The following is a 17,895-nucleotide window of genomic DNA, read 5'->3' as shown; positions in this document are numbered from 1 at the left end:
GACGTTTATACAGCACAATTCTATTTTGTGCGGGTAATGGTTTGATGCAGGGGGCGTTGTGGATATCTCAATCCTAATTTATGCAGTGATTGCGCTGGTGGGCGCGGGTGTGGGCTGGCTGATGTCCGGCTACCAGCATGCGCAACATAAAGCCGATCAGCTGGCCGATCGTGAAGAGATGGTGGCTGAGCTCAGCGCTGCAAAACAACAACTTACCCAGAGCGCACACTGGCGTGATGAGTGCGAATTGCTCAACAATGAATTGCGTAATCTGCGTGATATCAACACCTCTTTAGAAGCCGATCTGCGCGAAGTCACCACCCGTCTGGAATCCACCCAACTGCATGCTGAAGACAAAATCCGTCAGATGATCAACAGCGAGCAGCGCCTGAGCGAGCAGTTTGAAAATCTGGCTAACCGTATCTTTGAGCAGAGCAATCGCCGCGTTGATGAGCAGAATCGCCAGAGCCTGAATGGTTTGCTGACCCCCTTGCGTGAACAACTGGATGGTTTTCGTCGCCAGGTGCAGGACAGCTTTGGCCAGGAGTCGCGTGAACGCCACACGCTGGCGCATGAGATCCGTAACCTCCAGCAGCTGAATGCGCAGATGGCGCAAGAGGCGGTCAACCTGACCCGTGCGCTCAAGGGCGACAATAAAACGCAGGGTAACTGGGGTGAAGTGGTGCTTACCCGCGTGCTGGAGGCCTCTGGTCTGCGAGAGGGATATGAATACGAAACGCAGGTGAGTATTGAAACCGACACTCGGTCGCGGATGCAGCCTGATGTCATCGTGCGTCTCCCGCAAGGTAAAGACGTGGTGATTGACGCCAAAATGACGCTGGTGGCCTACGAACGTTACTTCAATGCCGAAGATGACTTCACCCGAGAATCCGCGCTACAGGAGCACATCGCCTCCATGCGAAATCATATTCGCCTGCTGGGGCGAAAAGATTATCAGCAGTTGCCAGGACTACGCTCGCTGGATTATGTGCTGATGTTTATTCCGGTCGAGCCGGCATTTTTGCTGGCGCTCGACAGACAACCTGAACTTATCACCGAAGCGTTGAAAAACAATATTATGCTCGTCAGCCCCACCACGCTGCTGGTTGCGCTGCGCACCATCGCTAACCTGTGGCGCTACGAGCATCAAAGCCGTAACGCGCAGCAAATTGCCGATCGCGCCAGCAAGCTGTACGACAAAATGCGCCTGTTTGTGGACGACATGACCTCCGTTGGGCAAAGCCTGGACAGGGCGCAGGATAATTACCGCCAGGCGATGAAAAAACTCTCGTCTGGCCGAGGAAATCTGCTTTCACAAGCTGAGGCGTTTCGCAGCCTGGGCGTTGAAGTGAAGCGCGAGATTAATCCGGAATTGGTGGAGCAGGCCACGGCTCAGGACGAAGAATATCGTCTGCGGGACGGGGCAGGTGAGCAAAATACAGGCAATCAAGACAACGATTTAGACGCACAAGCGTCGTCCGAAACGCAGGCAGACCGATTCTTTCGGGGTGGTTGAATCGTAGGGCAAACGCGCCCAATCTGTTACACTTCACGAACATTTGACGGATTAGCAGGCACTGAGATGGTTGACGATTCACAAGATACGACACACTTTGGCTTTCAGACTGTCGCCAAAGCGCAGAAAGCTGACATGGTTGCCCACGTATTCCATTCCGTGGCGGCAAAGTACGATGTTATGAATGACCTGATGTCATTCGGAATTCATCGCTTGTGGAAGCGCTTCACTATCGACTGTAGCGGCGTTCGTCGTGGTCAAACCGTGCTGGATCTGGCGGGTGGTACAGGTGATTTAACCGCGAAATTCTCCCGCATGGTTGGCGACACTGGCCGCGTAGTGCTGGCAGATATCAACGACTCTATGCTGAAAATGGGGCGTGAAAAGCTGCGTAACATTGGCGTTGTCGGCAACGTTGAATATGTTCAGGCAAATGCCGAAGCCCTGCCATTCCCGGACAACACGTTTGACTGCATCACTATTTCTTTTGGTCTGCGTAACGTCACCGATAAAGAAAAAGCGCTGCGTTCTATGTATCGCGTGCTTAAGCCCGGTGGACGTTTGCTGGTACTCGAATTCTCCAAACCTATTATCGAACCGCTGAGCAAAGCCTACGATGCCTATTCGTTCCACGTTTTACCGCGTATCGGTGAAATGGTGGCAAATGACGGCGAAAGCTACCGCTATCTGGCGGAATCTATCCGTATGCACCCTGATCAGGACACCTTAAAAGCGATGATGCAGGATGCTGGGCTGGAGAACGTTGAGTATTTCAACCTGACGGCCGGTGTTGTTGCCTTGCATCGCGGCTACAAGTTCTGAGTGGAAGCGGCCTATGCCTATTAAACCCTTAGTCACCGCAGGCATCGAAAATGTCCTGAATACGTTTCTATATCGCTCTCCGGCGCTAAAAACAGCTCGCCAGCGTCTGAACGGCAAGGTCCTTCGCATTGTCTTGAAGGAGTTCTCCACGCCGCTGGTGCTGGTCTTTAGTGAACGCCAGCTTGATGTGGTCGGCGAATGGGAAGGCGAGGCCGACTGCTCAGTCATCACCCATATGAGCGTGTTACCGAAGTTACGCGACCGTCAGCAACTCACCGCGCTGATTCGCAGTGGCGAACTGGAAGTGGAAGGCGATCTGCAGGTTGTGCAGAACTTTGTCGCCCTTGCCGATCTGGCCGAGTTTGATCCGGCTGAACTGCTGGCGCCCTACATTGGCGACATTGCGGCTGAAAGCATTAGCAAGGTCCTTCGCGGCGGCTCGTCATTCCTGCGTAAAGGGTTACAGCGTCAGCAACGCTATGTTGCTGAGGTGATTACTGAAGAGTGGCGTATGGCGCCAGGCACGCTGGAATTAGCATGGTTTGCGGAAGAAACGTCTGCCGTTGAACGTGCCGTCGACGCGCTAACCAAACGGCTGGAAAAACTGGAGGGCAAATGACGCCTGGTGAAATTCGGCGCCTCTATTTTATCGTTCGCACCTTTTTAAGTTACGGGCTCGACGAACTCATTCCCAAAATGCGAATTACTCTGCCGTTGCGGATTTGGCGGCGCATGCTGTTCTGGATGCCTAATCGTCATAAGGACAAGCTGCTGGGCGAACGGTTACGGCTGGCATTACAGGAGCTTGGTCCGGTATGGATTAAGTTTGGGCAGATGCTTTCCACTCGCCGCGACCTTTTCCCGCCGCAAATCGCCGATCAGTTGGCCTTGTTGCAGGACCGTGTTGCTCCCTTTGACGGTGCGCGGGCTAAGCAGCAGATCGAAGAGGCGATGGGCAATATCCCTGTCGAAACCTGGTTTGATGATTTTGATATTAAGCCTTTGGCGTCCGCTTCCATTGCGCAGGTTCATACCGCGCGCCTGAAAGAGAACGGCAAAGAGATCGTTATTAAAGTGATTCGCCCGGATATCCTGCCGGTTATCAGAGCGGACATGAAACTGATTTATCGCCTGGCGCGCTGGGTTCCGCGTTTGCTGCCGGATGGCCGTCGACTGCGCCCGATGGAAGTGGTGCGCGAGTATGAAAAAACGCTCATCGATGAACTGAATTTGCTGCGTGAATCAGCCAACGCCATCCAGCTGCGTCGTAACTTTGAAAACAGCCCAATGCTGTATGTGCCGGAAGTGTATCCTGACTATTGCAGCCAGAATATGATGGTGATGGAGCGTATCTACGGCATTCCCGTGTCGGATATCGTGGCGCTGGAAAACCAGGGAACGAACATGAAACTGCTGGCCGAACGTGGCGTGCAGGTCTTCTTCACCCAGGTTTTCCGTGACAGCTTTTTCCATGCCGACATGCACCCAGGGAATATCTTTGTCAGTTACGAGCACCCGGAAGATCCGAAATATATCGGCATTGACTGCGGTATCGTCGGCTCGTTGAACAAAGAAGATAAGCGCTACCTGGCGGAGAACTTTATCGCCTTCTTCAATCGCGATTATCGCAAGGTGGCAGAGTTGCACGTTGATTCCGGTTGGGTTCCGCCCGATACCAACGTTGAAGAGTTTGAATTTGCGATTCGCACCGTATGTGAACCCATTTTTGAGAAACCGCTTTCCGAAATCTCCTTTGGTCACGTCCTGCTGAATCTGTTTAACACGGCTCGACGTTTTAATATGGAAGTACAACCGCAATTAGTTTTACTTCAGAAAACATTACTTTACGTCGAAGGCGTAGGCCGACAGCTCTATCCTCAGTTAGACTTATGGAAAACAGCGAAACCGTTCCTTGAGTCATGGATCAAGGATCAGGTCGGGCTGCCTGCGCTGGTGCGCTCTTTTAAAGAGAAAGCCCCGTTCTGGATTGAAAAAATGCCGGAGATTCCTGAGCTGATTTATGACAGTTTGCGTCACAGCAAGAACCTTCAGCACAGTATGGATAAAATCACCCGCGAGCTTCAGTCTAACCGCGTGCGGCAGGGGCAATCGCGCTATCTCTTTGGTATTGGCGCAACCCTGCTGCTGAGCGGAACATTGCTACTCATTAATCGACCAGACTGGCAAATGATGCCCGCCTGGTTGATGGCCGGCGGCCTTGTGGTTTGGCTTATTGGGTGGCGAAAAACGCGCTGAATTAGCGTCGCTATCACCGGGTTGCATACGTATAATGTGACCTGATTAATTAATCATCTATCGAGGATGTTGTATGGGTGGTATCAGTATCTGGCAATTGTTGATCATTGCCGTCATCGTCGTTCTGCTGTTTGGTACCAAAAAGCTCGGTTCTATCGGTTCCGATCTTGGCGCGTCCATCAAGGGCTTTAAGAAAGCCATTAGTGATGATGAAGATAAGCAGGATAAATCCAACCAGGATGCGGATTTCACGGCCAGGTCTATCGCTGATAAACAAGACGAAGCCAAAAAGGAAGACGCTAAACGCCACGATAAAGAGCAGGTGTAATTCGTGTTCGACATTGGCTTTGGTGAACTGGTACTGGTATTCGTGATCGGCCTTATCGTTTTAGGTCCGCAGCGTTTACCGGTAGCAGTAAAAACTGTTGCAGGCTGGGTACGCGCGCTGCGCTCGCTGGCGACGACGGTTCAAAATGAACTGGCGCAGGAACTCAAAATGCAGGAGTTTCAGGACAGCCTGAAAAAGGTTGAAAAAGCGAGCATGAGCAATTTATCGCCGGAGCTGAAAGCGTCGATGGATGAGTTGCGCGAGGCCGCTGAATCCATGAAACGTTCCTACAGCGTCAACGATCCCGAAAAAGCGAGCGATGAAGCCAACACCATTCGTAATCCGCTGGTGAAGGGTAATGAAGCGCAGCATGAAGGCGTGACGCCTGCGGGTGCAGAACATCAGGCCAGTGCGCCGTCGCAAGCGCCTGAAGTGCAAGAGCCGTTACCTGCGGCAGAATCCGTTGCGAAAGTGACGCCCGCAGAAGTGAAAGCTACCGCACCCGCTTCCGAATCATCCCCCTCGTCGAGTGATAAAGCGTAAACATGGCAGTAGATGATACTCAACCACTCATTGCGCATCTGATTGAGCTGCGTAAGCGTTTGTTAAACTGCATCATTGCAGTTTTGCTGATTTTCCTGTGCCTGGTTTATTTCGCGAACGACATCTATCAGATTGTCTCCGCGCCGTTGATTAAGCAAATGCCGCTGGGCGCAACGATGATTGCGACCGATGTGGCCTCGCCGTTTTTCACGCCAATCAAGCTGACCTTCTGGGTTTCGCTGATCGCCTCCGCACCCGTCATTTTGTATCAGGTGTGGGCATTCGTGGCACCGGCGTTATATAAGCATGAACGCAAGCTGGTGATCCCGCTGTTGGTCTCCAGTTCGCTGCTGTTTTATATCGGCATGGCCTTTGCGTACTTCGTGGTCTTCCCGCTGGCGTTTGGCTTCCTGACGCATACCGCGCCAGAAGGAGTACAGGTTTCGACCGACATCGCCAGCTATCTTAGCTTCGTCATGGCGCTGTTTATGGCGTTCGGCGTGGCGTTTGAAGTGCCCGTCGCTATCGTTCTCCTGTGCTGGATGGGCGTGACCACGCCTGATGATCTGCGCAAGAAGCGTCCGTATATGCTGGTCGGTGCATTTGTTGTCGGCATGCTGCTGACGCCGCCGGATGTTTTCTCGCAAACGCTGCTGGCCATACCGATGTATTGTCTGTTTGAAGTCGGCGTGTTCTTCTCGCGCTTCTACGTGGGTAAGCGACGTCCGCAGGATGATGAAGAAGACGAGCCAGAAAAAACGACAGAAGAATAAAACCAGCCGCCCGAAAGGGCGGTTGTCATATGGGAGACCGCATGTTTGATATCGGATTGAATTTGACCAGCCCTCAATTTGCCAACGACCGCGATGACGTTGTGGCGCGTGCGTTTGCGGCAGGTGTGAAAGGATTGCTGCTGACGGGAACGAATCTTCACGAAAGCGAACATGCGCAAGCGCTGGCAAAGGAATATGAGCGATGCTGGTCGACGGCGGGAGTGCATCCGCATGACAGCAGCCAGTGGACTGACGAAAGCGCTGAAACGCTCTATAAGCTCGCGAAAAATGAGGAGGTCGTTGCCATCGGCGAATGCGGTCTTGATTTCAATCGTAACTTTTCCACACCCGTTGAGCAGGAAGCGGCGTTCACCGCTCAGCTCGCCATCGCAGCAGAATTAGAAATGCCGGTGTTTATGCATTGTCGCGATGCCCATGAGCGCTCTCTAACCTTGCTGGAACCGTGGCTGGATAAACTGCCTGGCGCGGTGTTGCACTGCTTTACCGGCTCGCGACAGGAGGCGGTGGAGTGCCTGAATCGGGGGTTGTATCTGGGCATTACCGGTTGGGTGTGTGACGAACGACGCGGTATCGAATTGCGCGAGCTATTACCGGTAATTCCTGCCGATCGATTGTTGGTTGAAACGGATGCGCCGTATCTTCTGCCACGCGATATGAAGCCGAAACCCGCGTCGCGACGCAATGAACCGGCCTATCTTGGGCATATTGTTGAGCGCATTGCGCACTGGCGCGGAGAAGATAGGCAGTGGCTTGACGCGCAGACTGATGAAAACGTCCGTCGCCTGTTCGGCGTTAGATTTTAAACTTTGCGGAAGGCAGTATTTGCAACGCTCTGGAGCACTTGTTTGTTCAGCAAGTTGAGCAGCAGCATCGAGCGAGCTTCGCCGTCTGGTTCAGAGAATATCGCCTGCAATCCTTCGAAGGCGCCTTCGGTGATCACCACATCATCGCCGCTGAAGGGCGTGTCGGGATCGGTAATATCGTCCGGCTGTTTATAGACAGAAAGCTGGTGAATAACCGTAGAAGGAACGGTGGCGGGTTGCGCACCAAAGCGAACGAAGTGGCTGACGCCACGCGTGGCGTTGATGGTCGTGGTGTGAATCACTTCCGGGTCAAACTCGACGAACAGGTAGTTCGGAAAAAGGGGTTCGCTGACCATAGTGCGCTTACCGCGCTGGATTTTTTCGAGCGTGATAACAGGGGTCAGACAATTAACGGCCTGACGCTCAAGATGTTCCTGCGCACGCTGGAGCTGCCCACGTTTGCAATACAGTAAATACCACGCTTGCATAATCACTCTTTCCCTTTGTTTGCGGCGCAAGCATATCAAAACCCTGGCGGGATCGCTAAGGTGATTATAATGGCCAAAAGGGGATGATGACGTGGAAGTTCACGCTAATTTAACAAAATTACAGCGTACTGGTGACGAACGCCGTATAATGAAACGCTTACAGAGAGGCCATGACTAACTGCATGAAATACCACGATCTACGCGACTTCCTGGCGCTGCTGGAAAAGCAGGGCGAACTCAAACGCATCACGCTTCCTGTTGATCCCTATCTGGAAATGACAGAAATCGCTGACCGCACACTGCGTGCCGGTGGCCCTGCGCTGCTGTTTGAAAATCCGAAAGGCTATTCCATGCCGGTGCTTTGCAACCTGTTCGGCACGCCTAAACGCGTGGCGATGGGGATGGGGCAGGAAGACGTGTCAGCGTTGCGTGAGGTCGGCAAATTGCTCGCCTTTTTGAAAGAGCCGGAACCGCCAAAAGGCTTCCGCGATCTGTTCGATAAGCTGCCGCAGTTCAAACAAGTGTTGAACATGCCAACCAAACGCCTGCGCGGTGCGCCGTGTCAGCAGAAAATCCTCGAAGGCGATGCGGTCGACTTGACTCGTATCCCGATCATGCAGTGCTGGCCAGAAGATGCCGCGCCGCTGATTACCTGGGGTTTGACGGTGACCCGCGGTCCGCACAAAGAACGCCAAAATCTGGGTATTTATCGTCAGCAGTTAATCGGCAAAAATAAACTGATTATGCGTTGGCTGTCGCATCGCGGCGGCGCGCTTGATTTCCAGGAGTGGTGCGCGGCACATCCGGGCGAACGCTTCCCGGTTTCAGTCGCGTTGGGTGCCGATCCCGCGACCATTCTCGGAGCGGTCACGCCGGTGCCTGACACCCTTTCGGAATATGCGTTTGCTGGCTTGCTGCGCGGCACGAAAACCGAAGTGGTGAAGTGTATTTCCAACGACCTGGAAGTACCGGCCAGCGCGGAAATCGTGCTGGAAGGGTATATCGAACAGGGCGACATGGCACCGGAAGGGCCATATGGCGATCACACGGGATACTACAATGAAATTGATAACTTCCCGGTGTTTACCGTCACGCACATTACTCAGCGTGACGATGCCATTTATCATTCGACTTACACAGGCCGTCCGCCGGATGAGCCCGCCGTGTTGGGCGTGGCGCTGAACGAAGTGTTTGTGCCGATTCTGCAAAAGCAGTTCCCGGAAATTGTCGATTTCTATTTGCCGCCGGAAGGTTGTTCATATCGCCTGGCCGTTGTAACCATTAAGAAGCAATATGCGGGTCACGCCAAACGCGTAATGATGGGCGTATGGTCTTTCCTGCGCCAGTTTATGTACACCAAATTTGTTATTGTCTGTGATGATGACGTTAACGCTCGTGACTGGAATGATGTGATATGGGCGATTACAACGCGGATGGACCCGGCGCGTGACACGGTGTTAGTTGAAAACACGCCAATTGATTATCTGGATTTTGCCTCGCCGGTTTCCGGTCTTGGCTCAAAAATGGGACTGGATGCCACCAATAAATGGCCCGGCGAAACCTCGCGCGAATGGGGTCGTCCGATTCAAAAAGACCCAGAAGTGACGGCGCGAATTGACGCGATATGGGACGAGCTAGCCATATTGAATGACGGTAAGCCTGAGTCTGACCGTTAAGCCCTTTAGACTTCCCGACAGAGAGAGCGAATGACAACCTTAAGCTGTAAAGTGACCTCGGTAGATGCTATTACCGACACCGTATATCGCGTCCGTTTGGTTCCCGAGGCGGCATTTTCTTTCCGCGCGGGCCAATATTTGATGGTTGTGATGGATGAGCGTGATAAGCGTCCTTTCTCTATGGCGTCTACGCCAGCGGAGCAGGAGTTTATTGAGTTACACATAGGTGCGTCAGAGCTTAATCTTTATGCCATGGCTGTTATGGATCGCATCCTGAAAGAGCATGAAATACAGGTCGATATTCCGCACGGCGAAGCGTGGCTACGTGAAGACGAAGACCGTCCGCTGATTCTGATCGCGGGCGGGACGGGGTTCTCCTACGTACGTTCCATCCTGCTTACCGCGCTGGCGCAGAATCCTGACCGCGATATCACCATCTACTGGGGTGGTCGTGAAGAAAAACACCTGTACGACTTGTCTGAGCTGGAAGCGTTGAGCGTGACCCACCAAAATCTGCGCATCGAGCCAGTGGTTGAGCAACCGGAAGAAGGATGGCGTGGGCGCAGCGGTACGGTTCTGACGGCGGTGTTGCAGGATCACGGCACGCTGGCCGGACACGATATCTATATTGCAGGCCGTTTTGAGATGGCAAAAATTGCCCGCGATCTGTTCTGTAACGAACGTGATGCGCGTGAAGATCGCCTGTTTGGCGATGCGTTTGCGTTTATCTGAGAATAAAAAACCCGCCCCTGACAGGCGGGAAGAACGGCAACTAAACCTTCTCTCTTCGCCATTAATGCCATAACTGCGTTGGCTACGCTCACTCACCCGAATCGCTTACCTGTGTAAGCTCATCGGGATTTGATTGCTTGCCGCCTTGTTCTGACATCAATGGCTTTGAGATAACGCCAGCGTTATTGACGATGGCGTTTCACATCTGTTTACACCCTTTCAAATACCGTCGCGATCCCCTGACCCAGCCCGATGCACATCGTCGCCAGACCAAATTGAGCGTCTTTGCGTTCCATCAGGTTAATCAGCGTGGTGCTGATACGCGCACCTGAACAGCCCAGCGGATGCCCCAGCGCAATTGCGCCGCCGTTGAGGTTGATCTTCTCGTCGATCTGCTCCATCAGGCCCAGATCTTTAATGCACGGCAGGATCTGCGCGGCGAAGGCTTCGTTCATCTCAAACACGTCGATATCGCTGGCGGTCAGCCCGGCTTTTTTCAGCGCCAGTTTTGACGCCGGAACCGGACCGTAACCCATAATCGAAGGATCGCAGCCGACTACCGCCATGGAGCGGATTCGCGCGCGCGGCGTCAGACCCAATTCACGAGCACGACTTTCACTCATGACCAGCATGGCGGCAGCACCGTCGGAAAGCGCCGATGACGTTCCCGCCGTAACCGTGCCGGTTACCGGATCGAATGCCGGACGCAGGGTGGAAAGCGCTTCAACCGTTGTTTCCGGGCGAATCACTTCATCGTAGTAATATTGTTTCAGCACGCCATCAACATCGTGGCCGCCGGTGGGCAGAATTTCGTTCTTAAATGCACCGGATTGCGTCGCGGCCCAGGCACGGGCGTGAGAACGCGCGGCGAACTGGTCCTGCATTTCACGGCTGATACCGTGCATGCGTGAGAGCATTTCAGCGGTCAGCCCCATCATGCCAGCGGCTTTGGCGACGTTACGGCTCATGCCCGGATGGAAATCCACGCCGTGGCTCATCGGGACGTGACCCATATGTTCCACGCCGCCGACCATGCAGACCTGCGCATCGCCGGTCATGATCATGCGAGCCGCATCGTGCAAGGCCTGCATAGACGATCCGCACAGGCGGTTGACGGTAACCGCTGGAACGGAGTGTGGGATTTCCGCCAGCAGAGACGCGTTACGCGCAATGTTAAAACCTTGCTCCAGCGTTTGCTGCACGCAGCCCCAGTAAATATCATCAATCGCACTTGCTTCCAGCGCCGGGTTGCGCGCCAGCAGGCTCCGCATCAGGTGCGCGGAGAGATCTTCCGCACGTACGTGACGAAATGCGCCACCCTTTGAACGGCCCATCGGGGTGCGAATTGCATCGACAATGACAACCTTTTCCATTGTGACTCCTTAAGCCGTTTTCAGCGCGCCGACCGGACGGGCTGGCTCAACTGGCGGATAATACGGTTCGTTATGGCGGGCTTTGTTGCGCAGACCGTCCGGCACTTCGTATAGCGGACCGAGCTGCTGATACTGCTGAGCCATATCGAGATATTTGGCGCTGCCGAGCGTATCCAGCCAGCGGAACGCGCCGCCGTGGAACGGAGGGAAACCGAGGCCGTAAACCAGCGCCATATCAGCTTCTGCCGGGCTGGCGATAATGCCTTCTTCCAGACAACGCACCACTTCGTTGACCATCGGGATCATCATGCGCGCAATGATCTCTTCGTCGCTGAAATCGCGCTTCGGCTGACTGACGTCGGCCAGTAAATCCTCTACCGCAGCATCGTCTTCTTTCTTCGGCTTGCCTTTGCTGTCTTCTTTATAGCGCCAGAAGCCCAGACCGTTTTTCTGCCCAAAGCGATTGGCGTCAAACAGTGCGTCGATAGCGTCGCGATAATCTTTCTGCATACGCTGCGGGAAACCAGCGGCCATCACCGCCTGCGCGTGATGCGCGGTATCAATCCCGACCACATCCAGCAGATAGGCAGGGCCCATCGGCCAGCCGAACTGTTTTTCCATCACTTTATCGACTTTGCGGAAGTCCGCGCCGTCGCGTAGCAGCTGGCTAAAACCTGCGAAGTAAGGGAACAGCACGCGGTTGACGAAAAATCCTGGGCAGTCGTTAACCACGATGGGCGTTTTGCCCATTTTGCTGGCCCACGCCACCACTTTGGCGATGGTTTCGTCGGACGTTTTTTCTCCGCGAATCACTTCAACCAGCGGCATGCGGTGTACCGGGTTAAAGAAGTGCATGCCGCAGAAGTTTTCCGGACGCTTCAGAACGCTCGCCAGCTCGCCAATGGGAATGGTAGAGGTGTTGGACGCGAGAACGGTATCCGGACGAACTTTATCTTCTGTTTCTGCCAGTACCGCTTTTTTGATTTTCGGGTTTTCGACAACGGCTTCGACAACCACATCGACACGATCAAAACCGCTGTATTCCAGTGTTGGATGGATAGTCGAAATGACGCCCGAGAGTTTCAGTCCATCAATTTTTCCGCGCTCCAGCTGTTTATTCAGCAGCTTCGCGGCTTCGGTCATGCCCAGCGTCAGGGATTTGTCATTGATGTCCTTCATGATCACCGGCACGCCTTTCCAGGCGGACTGATAGGCAATCCCGCCGCCCATGATGCCTGCGCCCAGAACGGCGGCCTGCTTTGGCATCTCAACATTTTTTGTCAGCTGTTTTGCTTTGCCTTTCACGAACTGATCGTTCAGGAAAATACCAACCAGTGCGCGGGCTTCATTGGTGTGAGCCAGCGGGACGAAACTTTGGTTTTCGAGTTTGAGCGCCTCTTCACGACCCAAGCGCGCAGCGGCTTCGATGGTTTTCACGGCGGTAATCGGTGCCGGATAGTGTTTGCCCGCCGTCTGCATCACCATGCCTTTGGCAATGGTAAAGCTCATGGTCGCTTCGATTTTGCTGAGTTTCAGCGGCTCAAGCTTCGGCTGACGTTTGGCTTTCCAGTCGAGATCGCCATTGATCGCCTGATGTAAAATGCTGATCGCGCCATCGCGCAGTTTTTCGGCTTTCACGATGCCGTCGATCAGACCGATTTTGAGCGCTTGATCCGCGCCGACGTCTTTACCGGCGGCAATGATTTCCAGTGCGCTATCGGCACCCAACATGCGCGGCATACGAACGGAGCCGCCAAAGCCCGGCATGATACCCAGTTTGGTTTCCGGCAGGCCGATTCGCAGATCTGGCGTTGCCAGACGGTAGTCTGTCGCCAGCACGCATTCGCAACCGCCGCCGAGCGCATAGCCGTTAACGGCCGAAATTGTCGGGACCGGTAAATCTTCCAGTCGATTAAACACGCTGTTGGCAAAATGCAGCCATTGGCTGAGCTGTTCTTCCGGGACCTGGAATAAAGAGAGGAATTCGGTGATATCCGCACCAACGATAAAGGCGGCTTTTTCGGAACGCAGCAGCAGACCTTTGAGGTCAGATTGTTTTTCGAGTACATCCAGCGCGTGGCCAAGGCTGGCTACGGTCGCGGTATCGAGCTTGTTGACTGAGCCGGGGGCATCAAACACCAGTTCGGCGATGCCATCTTCCAGCCAGTCCACGTATAGGGTGTCACCTTTGTAGAGCATGTCAGTCTCCTGAATCCAGCAAGTGGATCTGGTCATACCAGATGAGACCGAGTGTGGGATTTATGTTAATAAAATGCAAATTTATCATTAAGAAATTGCTGCGGGGATCACGCTCGGCGGAGATCACGCAGGATAAGTGAGGTGTGCTAAGATGCGAAGACTAGAGCTCAAACATGAAAGGAATAATGATGGACTCACTGGCAGCACTTTATAAAAATCATATTGTTACGTTGCAAGAACGTACCCGCGACGTACTGACTCGTTTTAAACTCGATGCGCTGCTTATCCACTCCGGTGAGCTGTTGAATGTCTTCCTCGATGACCATGCTTATCCGTTCAAGGTTAACCCACAGTTCAAAGCCTGGGTTCCGGTGACGCAGGTTCCAAACTGCTGGTTGCTGGTTGATGGCGTGAACAAACCGAAACTGTGGTTCTACTTGCCGGTCGATTACTGGCACAACGTTGAACCGTTGCCGACGACGTTCTGGACGGAAGAAGTGGATGTGATCGCGCTGCCGAAAGCGGACGGTATTGGCAGCCAGTTACCTGCTGCGCGTGGCAACATCGCCTACATCGGTCCGGTTCCTGAGCGCGCGTTGGGTCTGGATATTCCGGCAGACAAAATCAACCCGAAAGGCGTGATCGATTATCTGCATTACTACCGCGCTTATAAGACCGACTATGAACTGTCCTGCATGCGCGAAGCGCAGAAAACCGCAGTGAATGGTCATCAGGCAGCGCACGAAGCGTTCCTGTCCGGCATGAGCGAGTTCGATATTAATCAGGCTTACCTGACGGCGACGGGTCATCGTGATACCGATGTGCCTTACGGGAATATTGTGGCGCTGAACGAGCACGCCTCCGTTCTACACTACACCAAACTGGATCACCGCGCGCCTTCGGAAATTCGCAGTTTCCTGCTGGATGCGGGTGCAGAGTACAACGGTTACGCGGCGGATCTGACGCGTACCTGGGCGGCAAACAGCGATACCGATTTTGCGCACCTGATTAAAGACGTGAACGACGAACAGCTGGCGCTTATCAGCACCATGAAAGCGGGCACGAGCTATGTTGACTATCATATTCAGTTCCATCAGCGCATCGCTAAGCTGCTGCGTAAGCATCAGATTGTGACGGATATGAGCGAAGAGGCGATGGTCGAAAACGATCTCACCGGGCCTTTTATGCCGCACGGTATTGGTCATCCGCTGGGTCTGCAGGTTCATGATGTGGCCGGTTTTATGCAGGATGATACGGGGACGCATCTGGCGGCGCCGTCTAAATATCCGTACCTGCGTTGCACTCGCGTACTGGAACCGCGCATGGTGTTGACTATCGAGCCAGGCATCTACTTTATTGATTCTCTGCTGAATCCATGGCGTGAAGGCCAGTTCAGCAAGCACTTCAACTGGCAGAAAATTGATGCGCTGAAACCTTTTGGTGGCATTCGTATTGAAGATAACGTGGTGGTTCACGAAAACAATATCGAAAACATGACGCGAGATCAGAAGCTGGCGTGATGGACAGTTGGCTGATACCGGCCGAGCCGGTCACCTTCTCTGAAGAGATCAAAAAAAGCCGTTTTATCACGCTGTTGGCTCACACCGACGGCGTGGAGGCGGCGAAAGCGTTTGTTGAGTCAGTTCGTGCAGACCATCCCGATGCCCGCCACCATTGCGTGGCGTGGGTCGCTGGAGCACCGAACGATTCGCAAAAGCTGGGGTTTTCTGATGATGGTGAACCTGCTGGAACGGCCGGTAAACCGATGCTCTCTCAGCTGATGGGGAGTGGCGTCGGTGAAATTACCGCGGTCGTCGTTCGTTATTACGGCGGCATATTATTAGGGACCGGTGGGCTAGTTAAGGCCTATGGTGGCGGTGTCCAGCAGGCGCTTAATCAACTTAACACCCTCCGCAAAACGCCATTAACCGAATATACTTTGTTGTGTGATTACGCTCAGTTATCCGGCATCGAAACGCTGCTTAAGCAATTTAACGGCGTGATTGTGCAAAGTGATTACCAGGCGACGGTTCAATTACGCGTGGCACTTCCTCTGGCGGAGCACTCGGCTTTTTCAGCAAAACTGGCTGATTTTAGTCGCGGTGCGTTGCAATTGCTGCCGATTGAAGAATAATCCCCACCTTACTTTCTGAATACCAAAGGAAACGGCAGAGATGCATTTTCGTGCCATAACCCGAATCGTTGGACTGCTGGTTATCCTCTTCTCCGGGACAATGATTCTCCCTGGACTGGTGGCGCTTATCTATCGGGACGGCGCGGGGCGGGCGTTCACACAAACCTTCTTTGCTGCGCTGGTGATTGGCTCAATGCTGTGGTGGCCAAACCGTCGTGAAAAGGGCGAATTGAAATCCCGTGAAGGCTTTCTGATCGTGGTTCTGTTCTGGACCGTGCTGGGAAGCGTGGGGGCGCTGCCGTTTATCTTTGCTGAACAGCCGAATCTGACGGTCACCGATGCCTTCTTTGAATCCTTTTCCGGGTTGACGACCACGGGCGCGACGACGCTGGTGGGGTTAGATTCGTTACCGCATGCGATTCTCTTTTATCGTCAGATGCTGCAGTGGTTCGGCGGTATGGGGATCATCGTGTTAGCCGTTGCGATTCTGCCTATTCTGGGTGTCGGGGGGATGCAGCTCTATCGCGCGGAAATGCCCGGGCCGCTTAAAGATAATAAGATGCGCCCGCGTATCGCCGAGACGGCCAAAACCCTCTGGTTCATCTATGTGTTGCTGACCGTTGCCTGCGCGCTGGCCCTATGGTTTGCCGGAATGCCTGCGTTTGATGCGATTGGACACAGCTTCTCGACGATTGCGATTGGCGGATTCTCCACGCACGACGCCAGCGTGGGGTATTTCGACAGTCCGACCATCAACACCATTATTGCTGTCTTCTTACTGATCTCCGGCTGTAACTACGGTCTCCACTTCTCTTTATTAAGTGGACGTAGCTTGAAGGTGTACTGGCGCGATCCGGAATTCAGGATGTTTATTGGGGTGCAGCTAACGCTGGTGGTGATTTGTACATCGGTCTTATGGCTCCACGATGTTTACAGCTCGGCCGTCACCACCGTCAACCAGGCGTTCTTCCAGGTTGTGTCGATGGCGACCACCGCGGGGTTCACGACGGACAGTATTTCCCGCTGGCCGCTGTTCTTGCCGGTCTTGCTTTTATGCTCTGCTTTTATAGGCGGGTGTGCGGGATCCACGGGCGGGGGGTTGAAGGTGATTCGTATCCTTCTGCTGTTTAAACAAGGGAATCGTGAGCTGAAACGACTGGTGCATCCGAATGCGGTCTACAGTATTAAGCTCGGTAACCGCGCGTTACCGGAACGTATCCTCGAAGCGGTATGGGGTTTCTTCTCTGCTTATGCGCTGGTCTTTATCGTCAGCATGCTGGCCATTATTGCGACGGGCGTTGATGATTTCTCGGCGTTTGCTTCTGTCGTGGCAACGCTCAATAACCTCGGGCCAGGGCTTGGCGTGGTAGCGGACAACTTTGCCAGCATGAATCCGGTGGCAAAATGGATCTTGATTGCCAATATGCTGTTTGGCCGTCTTGAGGTCTTTACGCTGCTGGTGCTGTTCACCCCAACATTCTGGCGCGATTAAGGAAGTATTTGGTGAAGACATTAATACTATTCTCCACACGAGACGGGCAGACGCGCGAGATTGCTTCTTATCTGGCCTCTGAATTAAAAGAGCAGGGCGTTTATGCCGACGTAGTGAATCTGAATCGTACGGAAGAGATTGTGTGGCAGGACTACGACCGTGTGGTGATCGGCGCGTCGATTCGGTACGGACATTTTCATCCAGCGGTGGCTCGCTTCGTGAAGAAACATGCTGTCACGCTGAATGCGCTGCCGAGCGCTTTCTATTCTGTGAACCTTGTAGCGCGTAAAGCAGAGAAGCGTACGCCACAGACGAACAGCTATACGCGCAAGTTCCTGCTGAGCTCTCCGTGGCAACCAACGCAGTGCGCCGTGTTTGCTGGCGCGCTGCGTTACCCTCGTTATCGCTGGCTTGACCGCTTTATGATTCGTTTAATTATGAAGATGACGGGTGGGGAAACCGATACAAGTAAAGAAGTGGTCTATACCGACTGGCAGCAGGTTGCCAGTTTTGCGCGGGATATCGCACAATTAACGGCCAATGCGCGGGTTTAATAAACGTAAAGTTTGAAAAATAAGCGAACGAAAACTTTTTTGAAATTTATGCTTGTCACCTCGGAATAACTCCCTATAATGCGCCTCCACTGACACGGAACAACGGAACACAAGCCGCCGGGTCAGCGGGGTTCAGCGATGAACGCCGGCAGAGAAAAGCGAAAATAAACGCTTGACTCTGAATG

At 53.6% G+C, this 17,895-nt stretch carries 17 protein-coding genes; 14 read left to right on the top strand and 3 right to left on the bottom strand.

The window, feature by feature from the left end; all coding sequences use genetic code 11:
- Positions 1-58 precede the first annotated feature (58 nt).
- The 8 genes from rmuC (at position 59) to tatD (ending at position 7,062) form a co-directional block, all read left to right on the top strand.
- Positions 59-1,516, top strand: coding sequence for a DNA recombination protein RmuC (gene rmuC, locus AC07RN_RS20255; protein WP_478337151.1), 1,458 nt, complete (start codon positions 59-61; stop codon positions 1,514-1,516).
- Positions 1,517-1,582: 66 nt separating this feature from the next.
- Positions 1,583-2,338 carry a bifunctional demethylmenaquinone methyltransferase/2-methoxy-6-polyprenyl-1,4-benzoquinol methylase UbiE gene (ubiE, locus tag AC07RN_RS20250; protein WP_015960920.1) on the top strand — a complete coding sequence of 252 codons (756 nt, stop codon included), beginning with the start codon at positions 1,583-1,585 and terminating at the stop codon, positions 2,336-2,338.
- A 13-nt stretch (positions 2,339-2,351) separates the two neighbouring features.
- Positions 2,352-2,957 carry a ubiquinone biosynthesis protein UbiJ gene (gene ubiJ, locus AC07RN_RS20245; RefSeq protein WP_015960919.1) on the top strand — a complete coding sequence of 202 codons (606 nt, stop codon included), beginning with the start codon at positions 2,352-2,354 and terminating at the stop codon, positions 2,955-2,957.
- Positions 2,954-4,594: a ubiquinone biosynthesis regulatory protein kinase UbiB gene (gene ubiB / locus AC07RN_RS20240; RefSeq protein ID WP_478337150.1), complete on the top strand. Its 1,641-nt coding sequence runs from the start codon at positions 2,954-2,956 to the stop codon at positions 4,592-4,594. The genes ubiJ and ubiB overlap by 4 nt, the downstream gene beginning before the upstream one ends.
- Before the next feature lie 73 nt (positions 4,595-4,667).
- Entirely contained in the window at positions 4,668-4,922 is a 255-nt protein-coding gene (tatA, locus tag AC07RN_RS20235; RefSeq protein WP_059180705.1) for a Sec-independent protein translocase subunit TatA, read from the top strand.
- Positions 4,923-4,925: 3 nt separating this feature from the next.
- Positions 4,926-5,465: a Sec-independent protein translocase protein TatB gene (gene tatB / locus AC07RN_RS20230; RefSeq protein ID WP_015960916.1), complete on the top strand. Its 540-nt coding sequence runs from the start codon at positions 4,926-4,928 to the stop codon at positions 5,463-5,465.
- A 2-nt stretch (positions 5,466-5,467) separates the two neighbouring features.
- Positions 5,468-6,238 carry a Sec-independent protein translocase subunit TatC gene (gene tatC, locus AC07RN_RS20225; protein WP_133632673.1) on the top strand — a complete coding sequence of 257 codons (771 nt, stop codon included), beginning with the start codon at positions 5,468-5,470 and terminating at the stop codon, positions 6,236-6,238.
- A 41-nt stretch (positions 6,239-6,279) separates the two neighbouring features.
- The gene (gene tatD / locus AC07RN_RS20220) at positions 6,280-7,062 is read left to right on the top strand and encodes a 3'-5' ssDNA/RNA exonuclease TatD (RefSeq protein WP_478337149.1); all 783 of its coding nucleotides are present in this window, start codon (positions 6,280-6,282) and stop codon (positions 7,060-7,062) included.
- Here the strand turns inward: tatD and rfaH are convergent.
- On the bottom strand, positions 7,059-7,550 hold the full coding sequence (rfaH, locus tag AC07RN_RS20215; protein ID WP_478337170.1) for a transcription/translation regulatory transformer protein RfaH: 492 nt from the start codon (positions 7,548-7,550) through the stop codon (positions 7,059-7,061). The two genes, tatD and rfaH, sit on opposite strands and share 4 nt — an antisense overlap.
- A 170-nt stretch (positions 7,551-7,720) precedes the next feature.
- Between rfaH and ubiD the strand changes: the two genes are divergently transcribed.
- The gene (gene ubiD, locus AC07RN_RS20210; protein ID WP_015960912.1) at positions 7,721-9,226 is read left to right on the top strand and encodes a 4-hydroxy-3-polyprenylbenzoate decarboxylase; all 1,506 of its coding nucleotides are present in this window, start codon (positions 7,721-7,723) and stop codon (positions 9,224-9,226) included.
- 30 nt (positions 9,227-9,256) lie between these two features.
- Positions 9,257-9,958, top strand: coding sequence for an NAD(P)H-flavin reductase (fre, locus tag AC07RN_RS20205; RefSeq protein WP_015960911.1), 702 nt, complete (start codon positions 9,257-9,259; stop codon positions 9,956-9,958).
- Positions 9,959-10,167: 209 nt separating this feature from the next.
- Here fre and fadA read toward each other — a convergent pair whose 3' ends face one another.
- Positions 10,168-11,331 carry an acetyl-CoA C-acyltransferase FadA gene (gene fadA, locus AC07RN_RS20200; protein WP_449553764.1) on the bottom strand — a complete coding sequence of 388 codons (1,164 nt, stop codon included), beginning with the start codon at positions 11,329-11,331 and terminating at the stop codon, positions 10,168-10,170.
- A 9-nt stretch (positions 11,332-11,340) separates the two neighbouring features.
- Entirely contained in the window at positions 11,341-13,530 is a 2,190-nt protein-coding gene (gene fadB / locus AC07RN_RS20195; protein WP_478337148.1) for a fatty acid oxidation complex subunit alpha FadB, read from the bottom strand.
- A 188-nt stretch (positions 13,531-13,718) separates the two neighbouring features.
- On the opposite strand from fadB, the gene pepQ reads away from it, so the two are divergent.
- From pepQ to hemG, 4 genes are read left to right on the top strand one after another with little or no spacing between them, the layout of a single operon-like run.
- A complete protein-coding gene (pepQ, locus tag AC07RN_RS20190) occupies positions 13,719-15,050 on the top strand; it encodes a Xaa-Pro dipeptidase (protein WP_015960908.1) in 1,332 nt (443 codons plus the stop codon).
- Positions 15,050-15,664, top strand: coding sequence for an IMPACT family protein (locus AC07RN_RS20185; RefSeq protein WP_235135793.1), 615 nt, complete (start codon positions 15,050-15,052; stop codon positions 15,662-15,664). Before pepQ ends, AC07RN_RS20185 begins: the two co-directional genes overlap by 1 nt.
- 40 nt (positions 15,665-15,704) lie before the next feature.
- Complete coding sequence (gene trkH, locus AC07RN_RS20180; RefSeq protein ID WP_015960906.1) at positions 15,705-17,156, top strand: Trk system potassium transporter TrkH; 1,452 nt, start codon at positions 15,705-15,707, stop codon at positions 17,154-17,156.
- A gap of 11 nt (positions 17,157-17,167) precedes the next feature.
- Entirely contained in the window at positions 17,168-17,710 is a 543-nt protein-coding gene (hemG, locus tag AC07RN_RS20175; protein ID WP_015960905.1) for a menaquinone-dependent protoporphyrinogen IX dehydrogenase, read from the top strand.
- Positions 17,711-17,895 lie beyond the last annotated feature (185 nt).

The sequence above is a fragment of the Lelliottia sp. GFLA7 genome (assembly GCF_056490165.1).
Note: the sequence above shows the minus strand (reverse complement) of the source record. Positions and strands in the feature narration are given on the sequence as shown.

What these genes read in the sequence shown, in the direction of transcription:
- ubiE (WP_015960920.1), top strand. Translation starts at nt 1,583, where the DNA reads ATGGTTGACGATTCACAAGATACGACACACTTTGGCTTTCAGACTGTC.
- ubiJ (WP_015960919.1), top strand. Translation starts at nt 2,352, where the DNA reads ATGCCTATTAAACCCTTAGTCACCGCAGGCATCGAAAATGTCCTGAAT.
- ubiB (WP_478337150.1), top strand. Translation starts at nt 2,954, where the DNA reads ATGACGCCTGGTGAAATTCGGCGCCTCTATTTTATCGTTCGCACCTTT.
- tatA (WP_059180705.1), top strand. Translation starts at nt 4,668, where the DNA reads ATGGGTGGTATCAGTATCTGGCAATTGTTGATCATTGCCGTCATCGTC.
- tatC (WP_133632673.1), top strand. Translation starts at nt 5,468, where the DNA reads ATGGCAGTAGATGATACTCAACCACTCATTGCGCATCTGATTGAGCTG.
- tatD (WP_478337149.1), top strand. Translation starts at nt 6,280, where the DNA reads ATGTTTGATATCGGATTGAATTTGACCAGCCCTCAATTTGCCAACGAC.
- rfaH (WP_478337170.1), bottom strand. Translation starts at nt 7,550, where the DNA reads ATGCAAGCGTGGTATTTACTGTATTGCAAACGTGGGCAGCTCCAGCGT.
- ubiD (WP_015960912.1), top strand. Translation starts at nt 7,721, where the DNA reads ATGACTAACTGCATGAAATACCACGATCTACGCGACTTCCTGGCGCTG.
- fre (WP_015960911.1), top strand. Translation starts at nt 9,257, where the DNA reads ATGACAACCTTAAGCTGTAAAGTGACCTCGGTAGATGCTATTACCGAC.
- fadA (WP_449553764.1), bottom strand. Translation starts at nt 11,331, where the DNA reads ATGGAAAAGGTTGTCATTGTCGATGCAATTCGCACCCCGATGGGCCGT.
- fadB (WP_478337148.1), bottom strand. Translation starts at nt 13,530, where the DNA reads ATGCTCTACAAAGGTGACACCCTATACGTGGACTGGCTGGAAGATGGC.
- pepQ (WP_015960908.1), top strand. Translation starts at nt 13,719, where the DNA reads ATGGACTCACTGGCAGCACTTTATAAAAATCATATTGTTACGTTGCAA.
- AC07RN_RS20185 (WP_235135793.1), top strand. Translation starts at nt 15,050, where the DNA reads ATGGACAGTTGGCTGATACCGGCCGAGCCGGTCACCTTCTCTGAAGAG.
- trkH (WP_015960906.1), top strand. Translation starts at nt 15,705, where the DNA reads ATGCATTTTCGTGCCATAACCCGAATCGTTGGACTGCTGGTTATCCTC.